Genomic DNA, 14532 nt, shown 5'->3' with positions numbered 1-14532 from the left:
GTCGGACTAGGCGGGACCGTCTTCGTTCGAGAGCCGTTCGGCGAGCGCCCTGGCGTCGACGACGTGCTCGTCGGCCGCCGGGTGACCGGTCTCCTCGACGTGTGAGAGCAGTTCGGAGACGTGTTCGATCCGTCTCCCGACGACGTCGTCCGGCGCGTCCACGAGGTCGGCGGCGACCGCCTCGGCCTCGCCGATCCAGCGGTTTGCCTCCTCTCTGAGTGGGAGTTCCTCGGTAGCTTCGAGGTGCGAGAGGAGTTCGGCGACCCTGTCCCGAGACATCTACTCGGTCGTCGTCTTCTCGGCCTCGCGCTCGCCCTCGTAGATCTCCGCGCCGTCCTGGGCGACCTTCTCGGCGAGCACCGCACACTTCACTCGCATCGGCGTCACCTCGATCCCCAGCAGGTCGAGGACATCGTCGGTGTCGAGGTCGTGGAGCTCTGCCATCGTCATTCCGCGGATGTGGGAGGTGAGCATGCTCGCGCTCGCCTGGCTGATCGCACAGCCGTCGCCGCGAAACGAGGCGTACTCGATCCGGTCCTCGTCGTCGAGGCGAACGAACACCTCGATCTCGTCGCCGCACATCGGGTTCTCGCCGAGGTGTGAGAAGGTGTGTTCCTCGAGTTCACCGTAGTTGCGGGGGTTCTTGTAGTGATCGAGGATCTGCTCGCGATACATGTCCGAGCCCATGCTCATAGTTGTGCGAGCTACGGGCAGGCGGCGCAAAAGGGTTCCGCAGCGGGGGATCCAGTCACTCGAGCGCGTGGATCGCGCCGTCGGCGGTCCCGACGTAGAGCCGGCCGCCGACCGGGGTCGGCGAGGAGAAGACGACCTCGCCGATCCCCGTCCCGTACACCTCCTCGCCGTCACCGGCATCGTATCCGAGGACGGCCCCCTCCCGGTTGGCGACGTAGACGACCCCGTCGGCGACCGTCGGCGACGACCAGACCGCCCCGCCGGTGTCGACGGTCCATACCTCCGACCCGTCCGTCGCGTCGAAGGCGGCGAGCGCGCCGTTCGCGTTTCCGGCGTAGACGACGCCGTCGAAGGCCGCGGCACCCGATGCGGTCCAGTCGCCACCCTCGACGCCCCACACCAGGTCGCCGTCGTCGGCGGCGAGCGCGTAGAACCGTCCGTCCTCCGTCCCGGCGTAGACGACCCCGTCCGAGACGGTCGGCGTCGCCTCGAACGTCGAGCCGTCGTCGAGAGCCCACTCGACCTCGCCGGTTTCGGCGTCGTGGGCCGAGAGGATCCCGCCGAAGCTCCCGACGAACACGCGACCGTCCGCGACGGCGGGCGTGGCGACGACCGGCCCGTCGGTCTCGGCGGTCCACTCGTTCGCACCGAGCGCGTGGACCTCCCCCGAGTCGGTCCCGACGTAGATCGTCCCCTCCGAGATGGTGGGCGAGGCGCCGACCGCGTCGCCGAGCGAGCGCTGGCTCTCGATCTCACCCGCCTCGACGTCGACCACGTAGAGGTTCCCGTCGAAACTGCCCACGTAGGCGAACCCGTCGAGCACCGCCGGTGAGGAGAAGACGTCCCCGCCGAGGTCGAGCTCCCAGAGAACATCGCCCTCCTCGACACCGATCGCGTAGAGGCTCTCGTCGTAGCTCCCGACGAACACCACACCGTCGACGATCGTCGGCGAGCCGTAGACCGAGCCGCCCGTCTCGACCGTCCACAGGTCGGAGCCCTCACCGGTCGGTCCCGATCCGTCCCCGACGCCGGTGTTCGCGGCGTCGTACCGGAACATCGGCCAGGCCTCCCCCGTTCCCTCGCCCCCGTCCTCGGAGCCGTCGTCCTCATCCTCGTCGCCTTCGGCCTCACCCTCGTCAGCGTCGGTGTCGTCCGCCGGGGGCTCGGCGTCGTCCGCGGGCGTCTCCGTCGGGTCGTCCTCGTCGTCCTCGGAACAGCCCGCGAGGCCGACGAGGGCGAGCGTGCCGACGCCTCGCAGGAGACCCCGGCGTGTCCGCGCGCTGCGATCGGTCATACGGGTGGCCTCTCGGGCGCGGCGATTGAGCGTTTCGTTGTCGATCCACAGCGCTAAATCCACGAGCACGGTACTCGAGCCATGGACGACCGGCCGAAGCAGGAGGGATCGGGCGTGAGCGCGCGGCTGTTCGTCGGCCTCGTCGTCGGGGGGATCCTCGCCGTCGCCGTCGGGACCAGTGCCGTCTTCGCCGGCCTCCCCGACGTCGGGCTACTAGTCATGGTCGCGGGCATCGCCGCGTTCGTCGTCGCCGCCTGGCTGCTCGTGCGGTGACCTCTCGGCCCGTCCCGGGGACGGACGCGAGTGGTGGGATACCCCTTCGGTGACGAACCGAAGCGCCGTTCTATCGGCTCTCGACGGTCACCGAGAGCTCCTCGTCGACGAGGATCGAGAGCGAGTCGCTGTCGAGCGAGAGGGTCGATCGGACGCGCCAGGGGTCGTCCGAGAGGACCTCGACACCGTCGTCGTGAAACGAGACGTTCCAGGTGTCGACCTCGTCGACGTCGATCCCGTGGTCGTAGTGGAAGGCGACGACGGCGGGCTCGAACAGCAGGAACGAGTTCACCGAGAGCGTCGCGTTGTCGCCACAGCGATCGCAGGTGAACTCGACGCCGACGGCCTCGTCGTCGTCGAGATACGGCGACTCGTCGGTGAGCGTGCCCGTCATCTTCCCCGCGCAGTTGAAACAGATCCCGGCGGAGATCATCCGGAGGACGCCCATCACCCAGTCGTCGAACGCCCGCGTCAGCTCCTCGATCGACCGGCCCTCGAACCCGCCGGGCGGGAAGCCGAAGGAGGCGCGCTGGTCGTCACAGTCCGGACAGCGGATCGTCACGCGTTCGTCCTCGTACGTCGCCGAGAGGGGCTCACCGCAGCGGTAGCAGGCCGAGTCGATGACGAACGTCTCGCCGCTCGCATGCTGTGTGTACTCGCCAGAGAGGATGGCGCCGACGATCCGATGGCCGGCGTAGGTGAGTTCGTAGCCACCTTCGACCCGTCTGAGGAACGTCCCGACGAGCTTCCCGAGGTGGTAGTTGAACCGACCCGAGTCGCGGGCGCCGACGCGCTCTCTGAGCTCCGAAAAGGTGAGCGGCCCGCCGCCGGCGTCGCCCAGGACCCGGATCGTGGTGATCCGTGTCTCGTCGCCGAGCAAGGCGAACGCCGCCTCGGGCGAGAGGTCGCGGTCGTCGGCCACCTGATCGGTCATACTCCTCGAGACACACGATCGCCTGATAACCGCTTCGCCGGGCCGCCTCGCTCCCTCATCCGTCCGCTCGACGAACCCGCGACGGTCGAACGTATCGGGCGTCCCGAAACCCCCGGAGTCAGCCGTCGAGCGACTCGGCGACCCGCTCCCCGTCGTCAGTCAGGACGTACCCGCACTCGGTTCGCTCGACGAACGTCCCGACGAGTCGCTGGAGGTGGTAGTTGAACCGCCCGCTGTCACGGACACCGACCCGTTCCCTGAGCGCCGTGAACGACCGGGGTCCATCGCTCTCGCCGAGCGCCCGAACGATCGCGACGCGCGTCCCGTCCGCGAGCAGCGCGTACGTCTCCTCGGGCGGGACGTCTTCGGACACGGAACCGACGGTGATCACCGACACACCGATCCCGGATCGATCACGACTCGCCACCGGACCCCGCTCGCACCGTCGAAGTCGGGGACCGGAGGGCGGGAGCGTACACTCACGACGACCATGCGAACGAGAGGCGGGCCGGACTAAAAGCCACGATCCAAGCGAAGCGAAAGTGAACGTCGTCGTCGGTCACCGAATGGTCCAGTTTCGGTCCGCTCGCCGCAGCTCTAGGTCGGTCGCGCTCCTCTCGCGGTGTGGGGACGACCCCCCGGAGAGCGCCATGAGTGACGCGATCGGATGGTTCGGGATCCCATCGGCCGAGGTCGAGCGAGCAGTCGAGTTCTACGGAACCGTGATCGAGTACGAGATAGCGACGACGACGGGGAACGATACCCGCTACGGGTCATCTCGGAGGGAGGGAACGAGGTCGGCGGAATCACCGCCTCGACGATTACGTCTCTCCCGACGGGACGACCGTCCCGTACGAGCCGGGCGAGGGTGGCGTCGGGGTCTACCTGACCGTTCCCGACGGGCCAGAGGAGGCGCTTTCGTGAGTCGAACCGGCCGGTTGGACCGTCCTGGTCGGGAGACTGCGGGTGAACGCTGTCGCTCGTTTCGCGTTCGTCGAGGACACCGTGGGGAGCGGGATCGGACACTGGGAGATGAACGCCGAGGTACTCAGGCGAACAGTTCGCGCGCCCCGTCGATCGCCTCGACCAGCCTGTCGATCTCCTCGCGCGTGTTGTAGAGGTAGAAGGAAGCGCGGGCGGATGCGGCCACCCCCAGTACGTCGTGCAGCGGCTGGGTGCAGTGGTCGCCAGCGCGGATCGCCACCGCGTAGTCGTTCGTGATCGATGCGAGGTCGTGGGCGTGGACCGATCCGAGGTTGAACGCGACGAGTCCGCCCCGCTTTTCGGCCTCCGTCGGCCCGTAGACCTCCACGTCGTCGTACTCCGAGAGCCGATCGAGGGCGTACTCGGTCAGCCACTCCTCGTGGGCGCGGATCCGTTCCATGCCGATCTCCTCTAAATAATCGATCGCCGCCGCGAGACCGACGCCCTGGGCGATCGGCGGCGTGCCCGCCTCGAACTTCCAGGGCAGTTCGTTCCAGGTCGCCTCGTCGAAGGTGACCTTCGTGATCATCTCGCCGCCGAAGAGGTAGGGCTGCATCTCCTCCAGCACCCGCTTCTTCCCGTAGAGACAGCCGATCCCCGTCGGGCCGGCCATCTTGTGCCCCGAGAAGGCGTAGAGGTCGGCGTCGATCTCCTCGACGTCGACCGGCATGTTCGGCACCGCCTGCGCGCCGTCGACGAAGATCAGCGACCCGTGATCGTGGGCGAGGTCGGCGAGCTCCGAGACGGGGTTGATCGTCCCGAGCGCGTTCGAGGTGTGAACCACCGAGACCATCTCGGTACTATCGGTGATCAGCTCTCGGGCGTGGTCCATGTCGAGTTCGCCCTCGTCGGTGATCCGAACGTACTTCACGTCCGCACCGGTCTTCGCTCCGATCTGCTGCCAGGTGACCAGCGAGGCGTGGTGTTCCATCTCCGTGAGGACGATCTCGTCACCCGGGCCGAGCTCCTCTAGGCCCCAGGCGTAGGCGACGAGGTTCTCCGCCTCGGTCGTGTTCTTCGTGAAGACGACCTCCTCGCGGCCCCCCGAGGCGCCGATGAACTCGGCGACCCGGTCGTGGGCCTCCTCGTACGCGATGGAGGCCTCCTGGCTCAGCTGGTGGATCCCCCGGTGGACGTTCGCGTTGTAGGTGCGATAGTACTCGCTGATCGAGTCGATCACCTGGTTCGGCGTCTGCGTCGTCGCCGCGTTGTCGAGGTAGACCAGCCGCCGGCCGTTGAACTCCCGATCGAGGATCGGGAAGTCCTCCCTGAGCCGGTCGACGTCGAGCGGTGCGGACTCCTGAATTCCCATTGAGGAGGGAAACGGGCCGGAACGAAAACACTCCTTCGGTCCGACGGCCCCCTGGAAACCGCGAGCGGTTCCGTTCGTCGGCCCGCGGGGACGTGAGCGATCAGAACCGGTTCAACCAGAGCAGCTGCGCGTGGACCGTCCCGCCGACCTCGAGGACGTTTCCCTCCTCGACGAAGCCGTGGTCGATCGCGAGCGCGACACACCGTTCGCCGACGAGGTTCGCGACGGTCGCCCGGGCGAGCCCGTCGACGACCCGCTCCTCGTCGGCCTCCTCGCCGGCGTAGAACTCCTCGGTGACGGTGAGCGACACCTCGCCGTCCTCGAAGGTCTCGCCGAGGACCTCGGAATCACAGACCGAGACCAGCAGTCCCTTCGGCGTCTCGCGCTCGCGGATGATCATTCGATCAGTCGTTCTTCGGCGTGCTCGCGGAGCTCCTCGGCGTGGGCGGCCACCTCCTCGGCCTCCTCGTCGCGCCCGAGCATCTCCAGTGCGCGCGCCTTCTCCTCGTAGACGTCGACCGATCGCATGCCGAGTTTCATCGCGTTGTCGAAGCTCCGGAGCGCCTCCTCGGCCAGGCCTCGTTCGAGCTGCATGAATCCGCGGTTGTACCAGCCCTGCGGGAAGTGGTCGTCGAGTTCGACCGAGCGTTCGGCGTGGTAGAACGCCTCGTCGTCCTCGCCGAGTTCCCAGAGCGCGTACGAGAGGTTCGTCTCCGCGAGCGCGGCGTGTTCGCCACGGTCGTCGGCCCGGAGCGCCTCGCGGTGGGAGCCGGCCGCCTCGTCGTACTCCTCGAGTTCGGCGTGGGCGACGCCCTTGTTCACCCAGGCCTCGGCTTCCAGTGGGCTGTCCTCCTCGGCGAACATCGCGGCACGGGCGAACGCCTCGGTCGCCTGCTCGTGGCGGTTGATCTCCATGTAACTGAGGCCGACGTCGATCAGCGACTCCACGTCGACGTCCTCCTTCGCGATCTGGCGCTCGTCGAGCAGGTCGGAGACGACGTGGGAGTCGACGGGGTCGACCTCGTCGGGGTCGACCCGGAACTCCGGCGGCTCCAGGTCGAACGCGCCGTAGGGGTCCTCGAAGCCGCGCCCCTCGGAGTAGCGGTGGTCTCTGTCCTCGTCGTCGGTCATAGGTCTGGATTGGCGACCAGCGGGTTTAACGCCTGCGCACGAGCGTTCCGTCCCGAGGTCCGGGCCGTCCCCAGCGCTTATTCCCACCCACTCGAAATTCCCGATATGGGAGACAGCGGCGGGAAGTACGATCTCACCGAGATCTTCGTCGTCAAGTTCGTCCTCGCCGACATCGTCATCATCGCGGCCCTGCTGTTCGCCGGACCGATCTACGCCGTCGCGATCACCGCGCTGCTCGTCGTGAGCGTCTTCCTCGTCTGGTACCTGATGGAGCGCACCGGAGGCGACGAAGAGAGCGCGAGGGAACCCGATCCCGTGACACGATTGCAGGCGCGCTACGCCGCGGGCGACCTCACCGAGCGGGAGTTCGAAGAACGGCTGGACAGACTGATCGACGCGAACGAACGCGCCGAGCGGGCGGGCGTCGAGACCGAGGAGCTCTCGCTCGATCGGGCGGACTGAACCTACTCGACCTCGGTCTTGAACTCTAGCGTACCCGTTTCCGGGGAGCCGTACCGCTCCCGTACGTCCTCGACGGGTCCCCGCTCCGCCTCCGCACGCACCCGTTCGATCGTCTCGACGGCCTCCTCGGGGTCGTCGACAACGTCTCGTTTGCAACGAAGATCGAGCCCCCGGCGGATCCCGATCCGAAGTTCGTCGTCGGTGAGGTCGACCCCTGAAATCCGCTCCCACGGGACGAACCGCTCGCTCGTCCACGACTGGTGTGCAACGATCCCCTCCTCGTGGATTCGGAGCTCCGGGAGGTACTCGGGGTCGAGCGGATCGCCCAGGTCGTACGACCGCCCGCTGCCGAAGCGGCTGGGAAGCCGCATTCTTCGCCGCGAGTCCTCGTCGCGGTTCTGGTTGTAGAACACGACGGCGGTGAAGAGCAGGAACATGACCCCCATCGCCGTCAGCCAAAACCCGGGGAAACCGCCCCCCATCGCGAGGGACGCCCCGCCGAACGAGAGAGAGAAGAGGCCGATGGCGGCCATCCACCAGTGCTGTCTCGGATCGAGATGGGAGACGGTGAGGATCGGGTCGTCCGAGACGACCGCACGGGCGTAGCGCGAGCGCCCCATCGAGGAGATTCCCCACCCACAGAGTCCCGTGACGAGCGTCCCGAGGCCGGCACCGACGGCCGCCCCGACCGGGAACGGGGAGACGAACGCGCCGAGCGAGAGCGCACCGAAGCCAGCGGGTACAGAAAAGGGGAGCAGGCGTGATCGGAGGTCGCGCCCGAGTCGTTCGGCCAGTCCCTCACGTCGACTCGCGAGCAGGGAACCGATGACGAGACCCACGGTCACGGTGGAGGTGATCCCACCGACGAGCGTCGAGACCGCCGCGCCGGTCGCTGCCGCCGCGGTGAGGAACGCGAAGGTGAGCGTCGCCGCGGTGTACACACCGAACGCGGCGACGAAGCCCACGTCGGGGGTGTCGAGGTCGTCGGGGAGCGAGGGGGACACGGCTCGTATTCTCGCTACTGGGGGCCGATACAAAGCTCTGGTGTCAGGAAAGAACTGACACGGGTCGATGGAGAGTTCGTGGGCTTCGTGCAGGCTCCGACGCCCGTTAGACCGCACCAGCCTCCCCCGCTCGGTTCGCGTGGCGCCGTGCGCCCGCGAACCGAGGCCACGGCACCACCGCGTCATCTCCTCCGGAGTCGCGACAACGCTCAAACCCCTGCCCCGCGAAGCCGTCCCATGCGACTGTTCGTCAGCGTCGACCTCCCCGAGGACCTCGCCGACCCGATCACCGACCTGCAGGAGGACTTCGCCCGTGCGGACGGCCTCCGGTTCACCGACCCGGAACAGGCCCACCTCACGCTGAAGTTCCTCGGCGAGACGGACGGGAGTCGGGTGAACGAGCTCTCGAGCGCGATCGAACGCGGCGTCGAGGAGAGCGAGGTCTCGCCGTTCGTCGCACAGTTCGGCGGCCTCGGCGTCTTCCCCTCGCTCGAGTACATCAGCGTCGTCTGGCTCGGCGTCGAGGAGGGTACCGAAGACCTGACCCGGCTCCAGGGGGCGATCGAAGCTCGAACGGTGGGGATCGGCTTCGACCCGGAGGACCACGAGTTCACCCCGCACGTCACGCTCGCGCGGATGGACCACGCTGGCGGGAAGGAGGTGGTACAGGAGGTCGTCACGAGCCGTGCGCCGGTCGTGGGCGAGATGCACGTCGAGGAGGTCCGACTCACCGAGAGCGAACTCACTCCGGAAGGGCCTGCCTACAGCACCGTCGAACGGTTCCCGCTATGAAAGTGGACGTCGCTGGATGTCGCCGGCCGATCTGCCGGTTCAGTCCCGGACGACGACCTGGTTCTCGGTGATCCGCTCGACGCGGCCGTCGTCGAGCCGGTAGGTGTCCTCGTCGGCCTCGCCCCAGCCGAGTTTCGAGGAGATACTGTCGGTGAGGTTCGGATTCGGGTTGACGTGTGCGGAGCCGTCCTCGACGGCCTCGACCACGCCGATCTCGTCGCCGCTCTCGTTTACGACCGCTTTACCCTCGTCGTCGTCGGTGAACGTGGTTCGCATGCCGGCTGTCGCTACGGCGAACTGACGGGTATAGCCCTGCCATGCGATAGCGGGGGAACACCGCTAAAAGGACAGGATTTTAAGCGCCCGACGGGTAGGAGCGCGCACTATGGGTAAGAAGACGAAGGCGAAGAAAAAGCGCCTCGCCAAACTGGAGCGCCAGAACGCGCGCGTCCCGGCGTGGGTGATGATCCGAACCGACCGCGACGTGATGCGAAACCCCAAGCGCCGAAACTGGCGGCGTAGCGACACCGACGAGTGATGAGCGCGAGCGACTTCGAGGAACGGGTGATGACCGTTCCCCTGCGGAAGGCGAACGCCGAGGCGAAGCACAAGCGCGCGAAGAAGGCGATGTCGTTGGTGCGATCGCACCTCGCACAGCACTTCAAGGTCGAGGAGAGCGACGTGCGCCTCGACGGCTCGATCAACGAGGCCGTCTGGGCCCGTGGGTCGAAACGTCCCCCGCGCAAACTCCGCGTCCGGGCGGCCCGGTTCCAAGAGGCCGGCGAGTCGATCGTCGAGGCCGAACTCGCGGAGTAGCGTGCTTCGGACGACTTTCTCCGGCTCGTCGGCCGTCGGCGTCTTCGCACGTGCGACCGACAGCTGTGTGCTCGTCCGACGCGACGCCGAGGAGGACACCTGCGAGGGGATCGAGTCAGAGCTCGGCGTCCCCGTGATCCCGACGACGATCGGCGGTGCCTCGACCGTTGGCGCGCTCGCCGCCGGCAACGGCAACGGCCTCGTCGTGAGCAGCCAGGTCACCGACGTCGAGCGCGAGGCACTGGAGGGGGCCGGCCTCTCTGTCACCGAGCTCCCGGGGAAGATCAACGCGGCGGGCAACGTCGTTCTGGCGAACGATACAGGCGCCTACGTCCACCCCGAACTTCCCGAGGGTGCGGTCGAGGCCGTCGAGAACGGACTCGACGTGCCCGTCGAACGCGGTGACCTCGCGACGCTCCGGACGGTGGGTGCCGCAGCCGTGGCGACGAACCGTGGCGTGCTCTGTCACCCGAAGGCCACGGACGCCGAACTCGACTTCCTCGAAGAGCTACTCGGGGTTCCGGCTGACATCGGCACGATCAACTACGGCGCGCCGCTGGTCGGTTCCGGGCTGGTCGCCAACGAGAACGGCTACGTCGTCGGGAACGAGACGACTGGCCCCGAACTCGGCCGGATCGACGACGCGCTGGGTTACATCGACTGAGCAGCTAGCGAGATCCACCTCCCACTCGATTATCTCCCGGTGAGCGACAGCCACAGCCTTCGACCGGCTCGTCTTCGATCGCTCGCGTGGATCGAGCTATCCCGGACGCATCGGCTGGGTACCTCCCCAGCATGCCCCGGCCTCGTAGCGGAGTTCGGAAGAGGTTCTTTAGACCATGCTCGAAGATTGTTTAATTCAGGCCGAGGGTGGGGAGTGTACTGGCAAACTTTTTATTTAGATAGATCTAAATCCCCTTCATGGACTCCGATTCCCGTCGGGATACGATCGGGATTTCGAGGCGGACACTGCTGAGGACGTCTGCTTGCGTCACCGCGACGGGAGTGGCCGGCTGCCTCGGTGATGGAGACGAGCCGGGAGACGACGAGGCCGATCCCGGGGACGGTGATCGGGATGTGGCCGGGGAGTTCGTCTTCGCGGCTACGGTGCGCGATGACCCGGACGACGTCGAACGGGAGTACGCACCCCTCGCCGACTGGATGGGCTCCGAAACCGGCGTTCCGACGCGGATAGATCCCGTCCAGAACGACAGCACCGCGATCACCGCCCTGGCCACGGGACAGGCCCACGTGGCGTATCTGAGCGGTGGCCCCTCCTGGGTCGGCTGGCAAGAGTACGGCCTAGAGCCGCTCGCCGTCGAAGCCGACGAGGAGGGCGATACGTACTACGTGGCCGCGGCCTGGGTCCGGTCTGACGGGGGGATCGAGACAATCGAAGACCTGGAGGGCGTCGACAGCTGTCACACGGGAGACCTGACCGGGGCGGGAATGCTGATCCCGATGGCCCATCTCGCTCACGAGGGTCTGGTCTCTTTCGAGGAGGACGACGACGTCACGGCCATCCGGACAGCCGTCGAGGAGTTCTTCGGCGACCCCGTCGTCGGCGGGGGCTACGTCGGGGCGCTGCAGTGTCTCTCCGAAGGGCACGGGGACGTGGCGTTCGTGCGAAAGAGCACGCCGGAGGAGTACTGTGGAGGGGACGATGCGGAGGGATGGTGCCTGAACATGAACGAGTACGAACTGTTAGCGGAGTTCGCGGAGGTTCCAAGCCACCCGATCATGGCCAGCCCGGAGGCGAGCGATGCTGAGCGAGAACTGCTCCAAGAGGCACTCCTCGCGCTCAACGACGATCCGGAGGGCCAGGAGATCCTTGCGGACGTCCTGGGCGTGTACCGACTGACGACCGCAACGTCCGAAGAACACCTCGGTGCCTACGGGGAGTTGATCGAGATTTTGCCCGGCATCGAGGACCACTTACTCGAGTGACGAGATGACGGGTGAACTCACGACGATCGATCGGAACGCCGGGGGCGAGACGAGCAGGGGGAGAGAGTATCCATGAACGAGTTCGCATCGCCTCCGATACGGTGTCACGACCTCTCGGTCGGCTACGACGGGAATCCGGTACTCGAGGGTCTCTCCTTCGTGGTGGAGGAAAGCTCCACGTTGGCCCTCGTGGGTCGCAGCGGGTGCGGAAAGACCACGCTCCTGAAGACACTCGCAGGCATCCTCGTGCCGTTGGCGGGCGAAGCGACCGTACTGGGCACCCAGCTCCCGCAATTACCCCCATCGGGGACGCTGGGATACATCCCACAGGGCCTGGGGTTAGTGATGCACGGTACGGTGCTCCGGAACGTGCTCCACGGGACACTCGCAGACCTCAGCAGGACGAGGAGCCTTCTGGGACGATTCCCTGAACAGTCCCAGCGAGAGGCACGGACTGCCATCGAGGCGGTCGGCCTCGCCGGTAAGGAACACAGTCGGGTGAAGGAGCTCTCCGGTGGCCAACGCCGACGGGTGGCCATCGCCCGAGCACTCGTCCAAGAGCCACGTGTGCTCTTTGCCGACGAGATCCTCTCCGAGCTCGACGAGGAGACGGCCCAGTCGATCGTGGACTGCGTCCGCTCGCTGCAAGCAGAGATGGGAATGACCGTCGTCATCGTCGAACACAACCTCGGCATCGCCCGGGAGATTTCGGATCAGCTCCTCCGGGTAGAGGACGGGAGCATCTCGGAACGGATTGAGCCCACAAACGTGGTCCACGAAGGAGCACAACGGATGTATGACTGAAACGGAGTCCCCCGAGCGCATTCCCTCCGTATGGGATCGCCTCGATGCCGGCACTGGGGTAGGCCTCTTGCTCCTCGTCCTTCTCGTAGCAGCGTGGAGCTTCTGGGCGTTGAGCCTTCACCAGGTGAACTTCTCGAGGGCATGGGCAGGTGTTGGATTCCTTTTCGACGCATCGATTCCGCCGGAGATGAGCGTACTCGAGGTAGGTCTCCGGGGACTCCTGGAGACGCTGTACATCGCGTATCTCGGCACGCTCGTTGGCATCACCCTGAGCGTACCCGTGAGTCTACTGGCCAGTCGGAACCTCTTCCCTCGATACGCGAATCTGCCCGCGCGGTGGTTTCTGGCGGGGCTTCGGGTCCTCCCGAGCATCCTCTGGGCGGTCATCTTCGTGATCCTCGTCGGTACGGGGCCGCCGGCGGGCGTCCTCGCGATCAGCCTCTACACGATCGGGTTCGTCGGCAAGCTCGAGTACGAGGCGTTCGAGGGACTCGATTCGGAACCGATGGAGGCGGTGAGCTCCCTCGGCGCGAGTCGGTTCCAGGTGCTTCGGTTCGTCGTGCTTCCCCAGGCTGCTAACGCCCTGATCAGCCAGGCGTTGTTCACCTTCGAGTACAACGTGCGCCACGCCAGCGCGATCGGGCTCGTCGGTGCTGGCGGTATCGGATACTACATCATGGGATACCTGGAGTTTTTCGCCTACGATAGGGTTATCGTCCTACTCGGGCTCGTGTTCGTGGTTGTGATCGTCATCGATGAGCTGAGCTACTGGCTCCGTTCGGTCTCCGTCGGGAACACGAGCGCACGCTTGCGAAAATGACGGTCGGCTCGATAGTCCCTACTGCATCACGTTACTCTTGTCTTTCGGCACGTTCTCGACGGAGTTCGATCGATCGGGCTGATACGCCCGAGCGGAACAGGGTGTGGAAATCACTATTTGGCCGATGGTATAAAGGTTAAGTATATTATCTAAATTTTGGACGGAGTATGGAAAATCGTGATTATAGATAGCGACGGATAGACAGTCGTTCGGGGACAGACCGCGTCCTTCGGACCGAATGCGAGAGGATCGCACCGGAAACGCGAGAACGACAGGTATGACACGCAGGACCAACGAGGACAGGGAAGCACCGACGCGGCGAACGTTCGTAAAGGTCGTAGCAGTTGGAGGGATCGCCCTCGGTCTCGGCAGTGTGACGACCGCTCAAGACGATCCGCAACGGATCGAACTGGTGGGCACTGCAGGCGGCTGGGAGGGGGTCGCGCCGGAGGCTATCGCGGGAGAGACCAACCCGACACTGCAACTGACGGAGGGACAGGAGTACGAGGTCGTGTGGGAAAACGGCGACGGACAGCCCCACGATTTCGTCATCGAGAACGAAGCCGGCGATCGTATCGTCGATACCGACCTGATGGATGAGGAGGGAGCGACACAGTCCGTCGGGTTCACCGCTGAGGCGGACTTCGTCGAGTACTTCTGTTCCGTCCATCCCGGTACCATGGTCGGGGCCATCGAGGTCGACGACACCGAGGAGGAAGAGGAGGAACCCGAAGCGGAACCGGAGGAAGTCGAAGAGGAAGACGAACCCGAAGAAGAGGAGCCTGAGGAAGAAGAGGAGGATGAAGAGATCGAAACCGACGTCTCGAGGGAGTTCGAGGCGGTCCTGACGGGCGAGGCCCACGGCGTCGAGACGGACGCCTCTGGTCACACGACGTTCGAAGTCGAGGACGATGAGACGAGCGCTCGCTACACGGTAGCCGTCGAGCAGATCTGTGACGTGACACAGGCGCACATCCACCTCGGAGCGGGAGGCGAGGAGGGACCCGTCGTCGTCTGGCTCTATCCGGAGGAGGGTATGGAGCCAGAACTGAGGGAGGGGCTTGTCACGGGAGTACTCGCCGAGGGAACCATCACCGAGGACGACCTCGTCGGTGAGTGGGAGGGCGTCGACTTCGCTGATGTGATAGCGACGTTCGAGGAAGGGGACGCGTACGTCAACGTCCACACCGAAGCGCACCCTGGCGGAGAGATCCGCGGTCAGATCGAACCCGCCGGCTGATCGGAGACCGTTCAGAGTCCGAGCAC

Annotated in this window: 20 protein-coding genes; 10 read left to right on the top strand and 10 right to left on the bottom strand. The window is 66.1% G+C overall.

Features of this window, described 5'->3' with window-relative positions:
* Positions 1-6: 6 nt before the first annotated feature.
* Genes V2L32_RS05265 through V2L32_RS05255 form a run of 3 tightly spaced genes read right to left on the bottom strand, consistent with a single transcriptional unit; the run spans position 7 to position 1987 of the window.
* Positions 7-279 (bottom strand): hypothetical protein, encoded by a 273-nt coding sequence (locus tag V2L32_RS05265; protein WP_331235426.1) that lies wholly within the window; start codon positions 277-279, stop codon positions 7-9.
* Positions 280-693, bottom strand: a complete 414-nt coding sequence (gene sufU / locus V2L32_RS05260) for a Fe-S cluster assembly sulfur transfer protein SufU (protein WP_331235425.1) — start codon at positions 691-693, stop codon at positions 280-282.
* A gap of 55 nt (positions 694-748) precedes the next feature.
* Positions 749-1987 carry an outer membrane protein assembly factor BamB family protein gene (locus V2L32_RS05255; RefSeq protein WP_331235424.1) on the bottom strand — a complete coding sequence of 413 codons (1239 nt, stop codon included), beginning with the start codon at positions 1985-1987 and terminating at the stop codon, positions 749-751.
* Between the two features lie 81 nt (positions 1988-2068).
* Between V2L32_RS05255 and V2L32_RS05250 the strand changes: the two genes are divergently transcribed.
* Positions 2069-2260: a hypothetical protein gene (locus V2L32_RS05250; RefSeq protein WP_331235423.1), complete on the top strand. Its 192-nt coding sequence runs from the start codon at positions 2069-2071 to the stop codon at positions 2258-2260.
* Positions 2261-2330: 70 nt separating this feature from the next.
* Here V2L32_RS05250 and V2L32_RS05245 read toward each other — a convergent pair whose 3' ends face one another.
* The 5 genes from V2L32_RS05245 to V2L32_RS05225 all read right to left on the bottom strand — a co-directional run bounded on the left by V2L32_RS05245 (position 2331) and on the right by V2L32_RS05225 (position 6621).
* Positions 2331-3194, bottom strand: coding sequence for a DUF7351 domain-containing protein (locus V2L32_RS05245; protein ID WP_331235422.1), 864 nt, complete (start codon positions 3192-3194; stop codon positions 2331-2333).
* A 118-nt stretch (positions 3195-3312) separates the two neighbouring features.
* Positions 3313-3567 (bottom strand): winged helix-turn-helix domain-containing protein, encoded by a 255-nt coding sequence (locus tag V2L32_RS05240; protein ID WP_331235421.1) that lies wholly within the window; start codon positions 3565-3567, stop codon positions 3313-3315.
* A 675-nt stretch (positions 3568-4242) separates the two neighbouring features.
* Positions 4243-5484, bottom strand: coding sequence for a cysteine desulfurase (locus V2L32_RS05235; protein WP_331236587.1), 1242 nt, complete (start codon positions 5482-5484; stop codon positions 4243-4245).
* A gap of 106 nt (positions 5485-5590) precedes the next feature.
* Positions 5591-5890 carry a DUF424 domain-containing protein gene (locus V2L32_RS05230; protein WP_331235420.1) on the bottom strand — a complete coding sequence of 100 codons (300 nt, stop codon included), beginning with the start codon at positions 5888-5890 and terminating at the stop codon, positions 5591-5593.
* The gene (locus V2L32_RS05225; RefSeq protein WP_331235419.1) at positions 5887-6621 is read right to left on the bottom strand and encodes a tetratricopeptide repeat protein; all 735 of its coding nucleotides are present in this window, start codon (positions 6619-6621) and stop codon (positions 5887-5889) included. The genes V2L32_RS05230 and V2L32_RS05225 overlap by 4 nt, the downstream gene beginning before the upstream one ends.
* 105 nt (positions 6622-6726) lie before the next feature.
* On the opposite strand from V2L32_RS05225, the gene V2L32_RS05220 reads away from it, so the two are divergent.
* On the top strand, positions 6727-7083 hold the full coding sequence (locus V2L32_RS05220) for an SHOCT domain-containing protein (protein WP_331235418.1): 357 nt from the start codon (positions 6727-6729) through the stop codon (positions 7081-7083).
* A 2-nt stretch (positions 7084-7085) separates the two neighbouring features.
* Here V2L32_RS05220 and V2L32_RS05215 read toward each other — a convergent pair whose 3' ends face one another.
* A complete protein-coding gene (locus V2L32_RS05215) occupies positions 7086-8087 on the bottom strand; it encodes a hypothetical protein (RefSeq protein WP_331235417.1) in 1002 nt (333 codons plus the stop codon).
* A gap of 237 nt (positions 8088-8324) precedes the next feature.
* On the opposite strand from V2L32_RS05215, the gene thpR reads away from it, so the two are divergent.
* Positions 8325-8879 (top strand): RNA 2',3'-cyclic phosphodiesterase, encoded by a 555-nt coding sequence (thpR, locus tag V2L32_RS05210; protein WP_331235416.1) that lies wholly within the window; start codon positions 8325-8327, stop codon positions 8877-8879.
* A 39-nt stretch (positions 8880-8918) separates the two neighbouring features.
* Here the strand turns inward: thpR and V2L32_RS05205 are convergent, their stop codons facing one another.
* Positions 8919-9155, bottom strand: a complete 237-nt coding sequence (locus tag V2L32_RS05205; protein ID WP_331235415.1) for a PRC-barrel domain containing protein — start codon at positions 9153-9155, stop codon at positions 8919-8921.
* 109 nt (positions 9156-9264) lie between these two features.
* Here V2L32_RS05205 and V2L32_RS05200 point away from each other — a divergent pair, with 109 nt between their 5' ends.
* The 7 genes from V2L32_RS05200 to V2L32_RS05170 all read left to right on the top strand — a co-directional run bounded on the left by V2L32_RS05200 (position 9265) and on the right by V2L32_RS05170 (position 14506).
* Positions 9265-9417, top strand: coding sequence for a 50S ribosomal protein L39e (locus V2L32_RS05200; protein ID WP_331235414.1), 153 nt, complete (start codon positions 9265-9267; stop codon positions 9415-9417).
* Positions 9417-9695, top strand: coding sequence for a 50S ribosomal protein L31e (locus tag V2L32_RS05195; protein ID WP_331235413.1), 279 nt, complete (start codon positions 9417-9419; stop codon positions 9693-9695). The genes V2L32_RS05200 and V2L32_RS05195 overlap by 1 nt, the downstream gene beginning before the upstream one ends.
* 1 nt (position 9696) lies before the next feature.
* Positions 9697-10359 (top strand): translation initiation factor IF-6, encoded by a 663-nt coding sequence (locus V2L32_RS05190; RefSeq protein WP_331235412.1) that lies wholly within the window; start codon positions 9697-9699, stop codon positions 10357-10359.
* Between the two features lie 413 nt (positions 10360-10772).
* A complete protein-coding gene (locus V2L32_RS05185; RefSeq protein ID WP_331235411.1) occupies positions 10773-11642 on the top strand; it encodes a phosphate/phosphite/phosphonate ABC transporter substrate-binding protein in 870 nt (289 codons plus the stop codon).
* Positions 11643-11714: 72 nt separating this feature from the next.
* Positions 11715-12446: a phosphonate ABC transporter ATP-binding protein gene (locus V2L32_RS05180; RefSeq protein ID WP_331235410.1), complete on the top strand. Its 732-nt coding sequence runs from the start codon at positions 11715-11717 to the stop codon at positions 12444-12446.
* Complete coding sequence (phnE, locus tag V2L32_RS05175) at positions 12439-13266, top strand: phosphonate ABC transporter, permease protein PhnE (protein ID WP_331235409.1); 828 nt, start codon at positions 12439-12441, stop codon at positions 13264-13266. Before V2L32_RS05180 ends, phnE begins: the two co-directional genes overlap by 8 nt.
* 277 nt (positions 13267-13543) lie before the next feature.
* A complete protein-coding gene (locus tag V2L32_RS05170; RefSeq protein ID WP_331235408.1) occupies positions 13544-14506 on the top strand; it encodes a CHRD domain-containing protein in 963 nt (320 codons plus the stop codon).
* The last annotated feature ends 26 nt before the right edge of the window (positions 14507-14532 follow it).

The sequence above is a fragment of the Halalkalicoccus sp. CGA53 genome (genome assembly GCF_036429475.1).
Taxonomy (GTDB): domain Archaea; phylum Halobacteriota; class Halobacteria; order Halobacteriales; family Halalkalicoccaceae; genus Natronorarus; species Natronorarus salvus.
The sequence above is the reverse complement of the archived record's forward strand: the minus strand, read 5'-3'. Positions and strand labels throughout refer to the sequence as shown.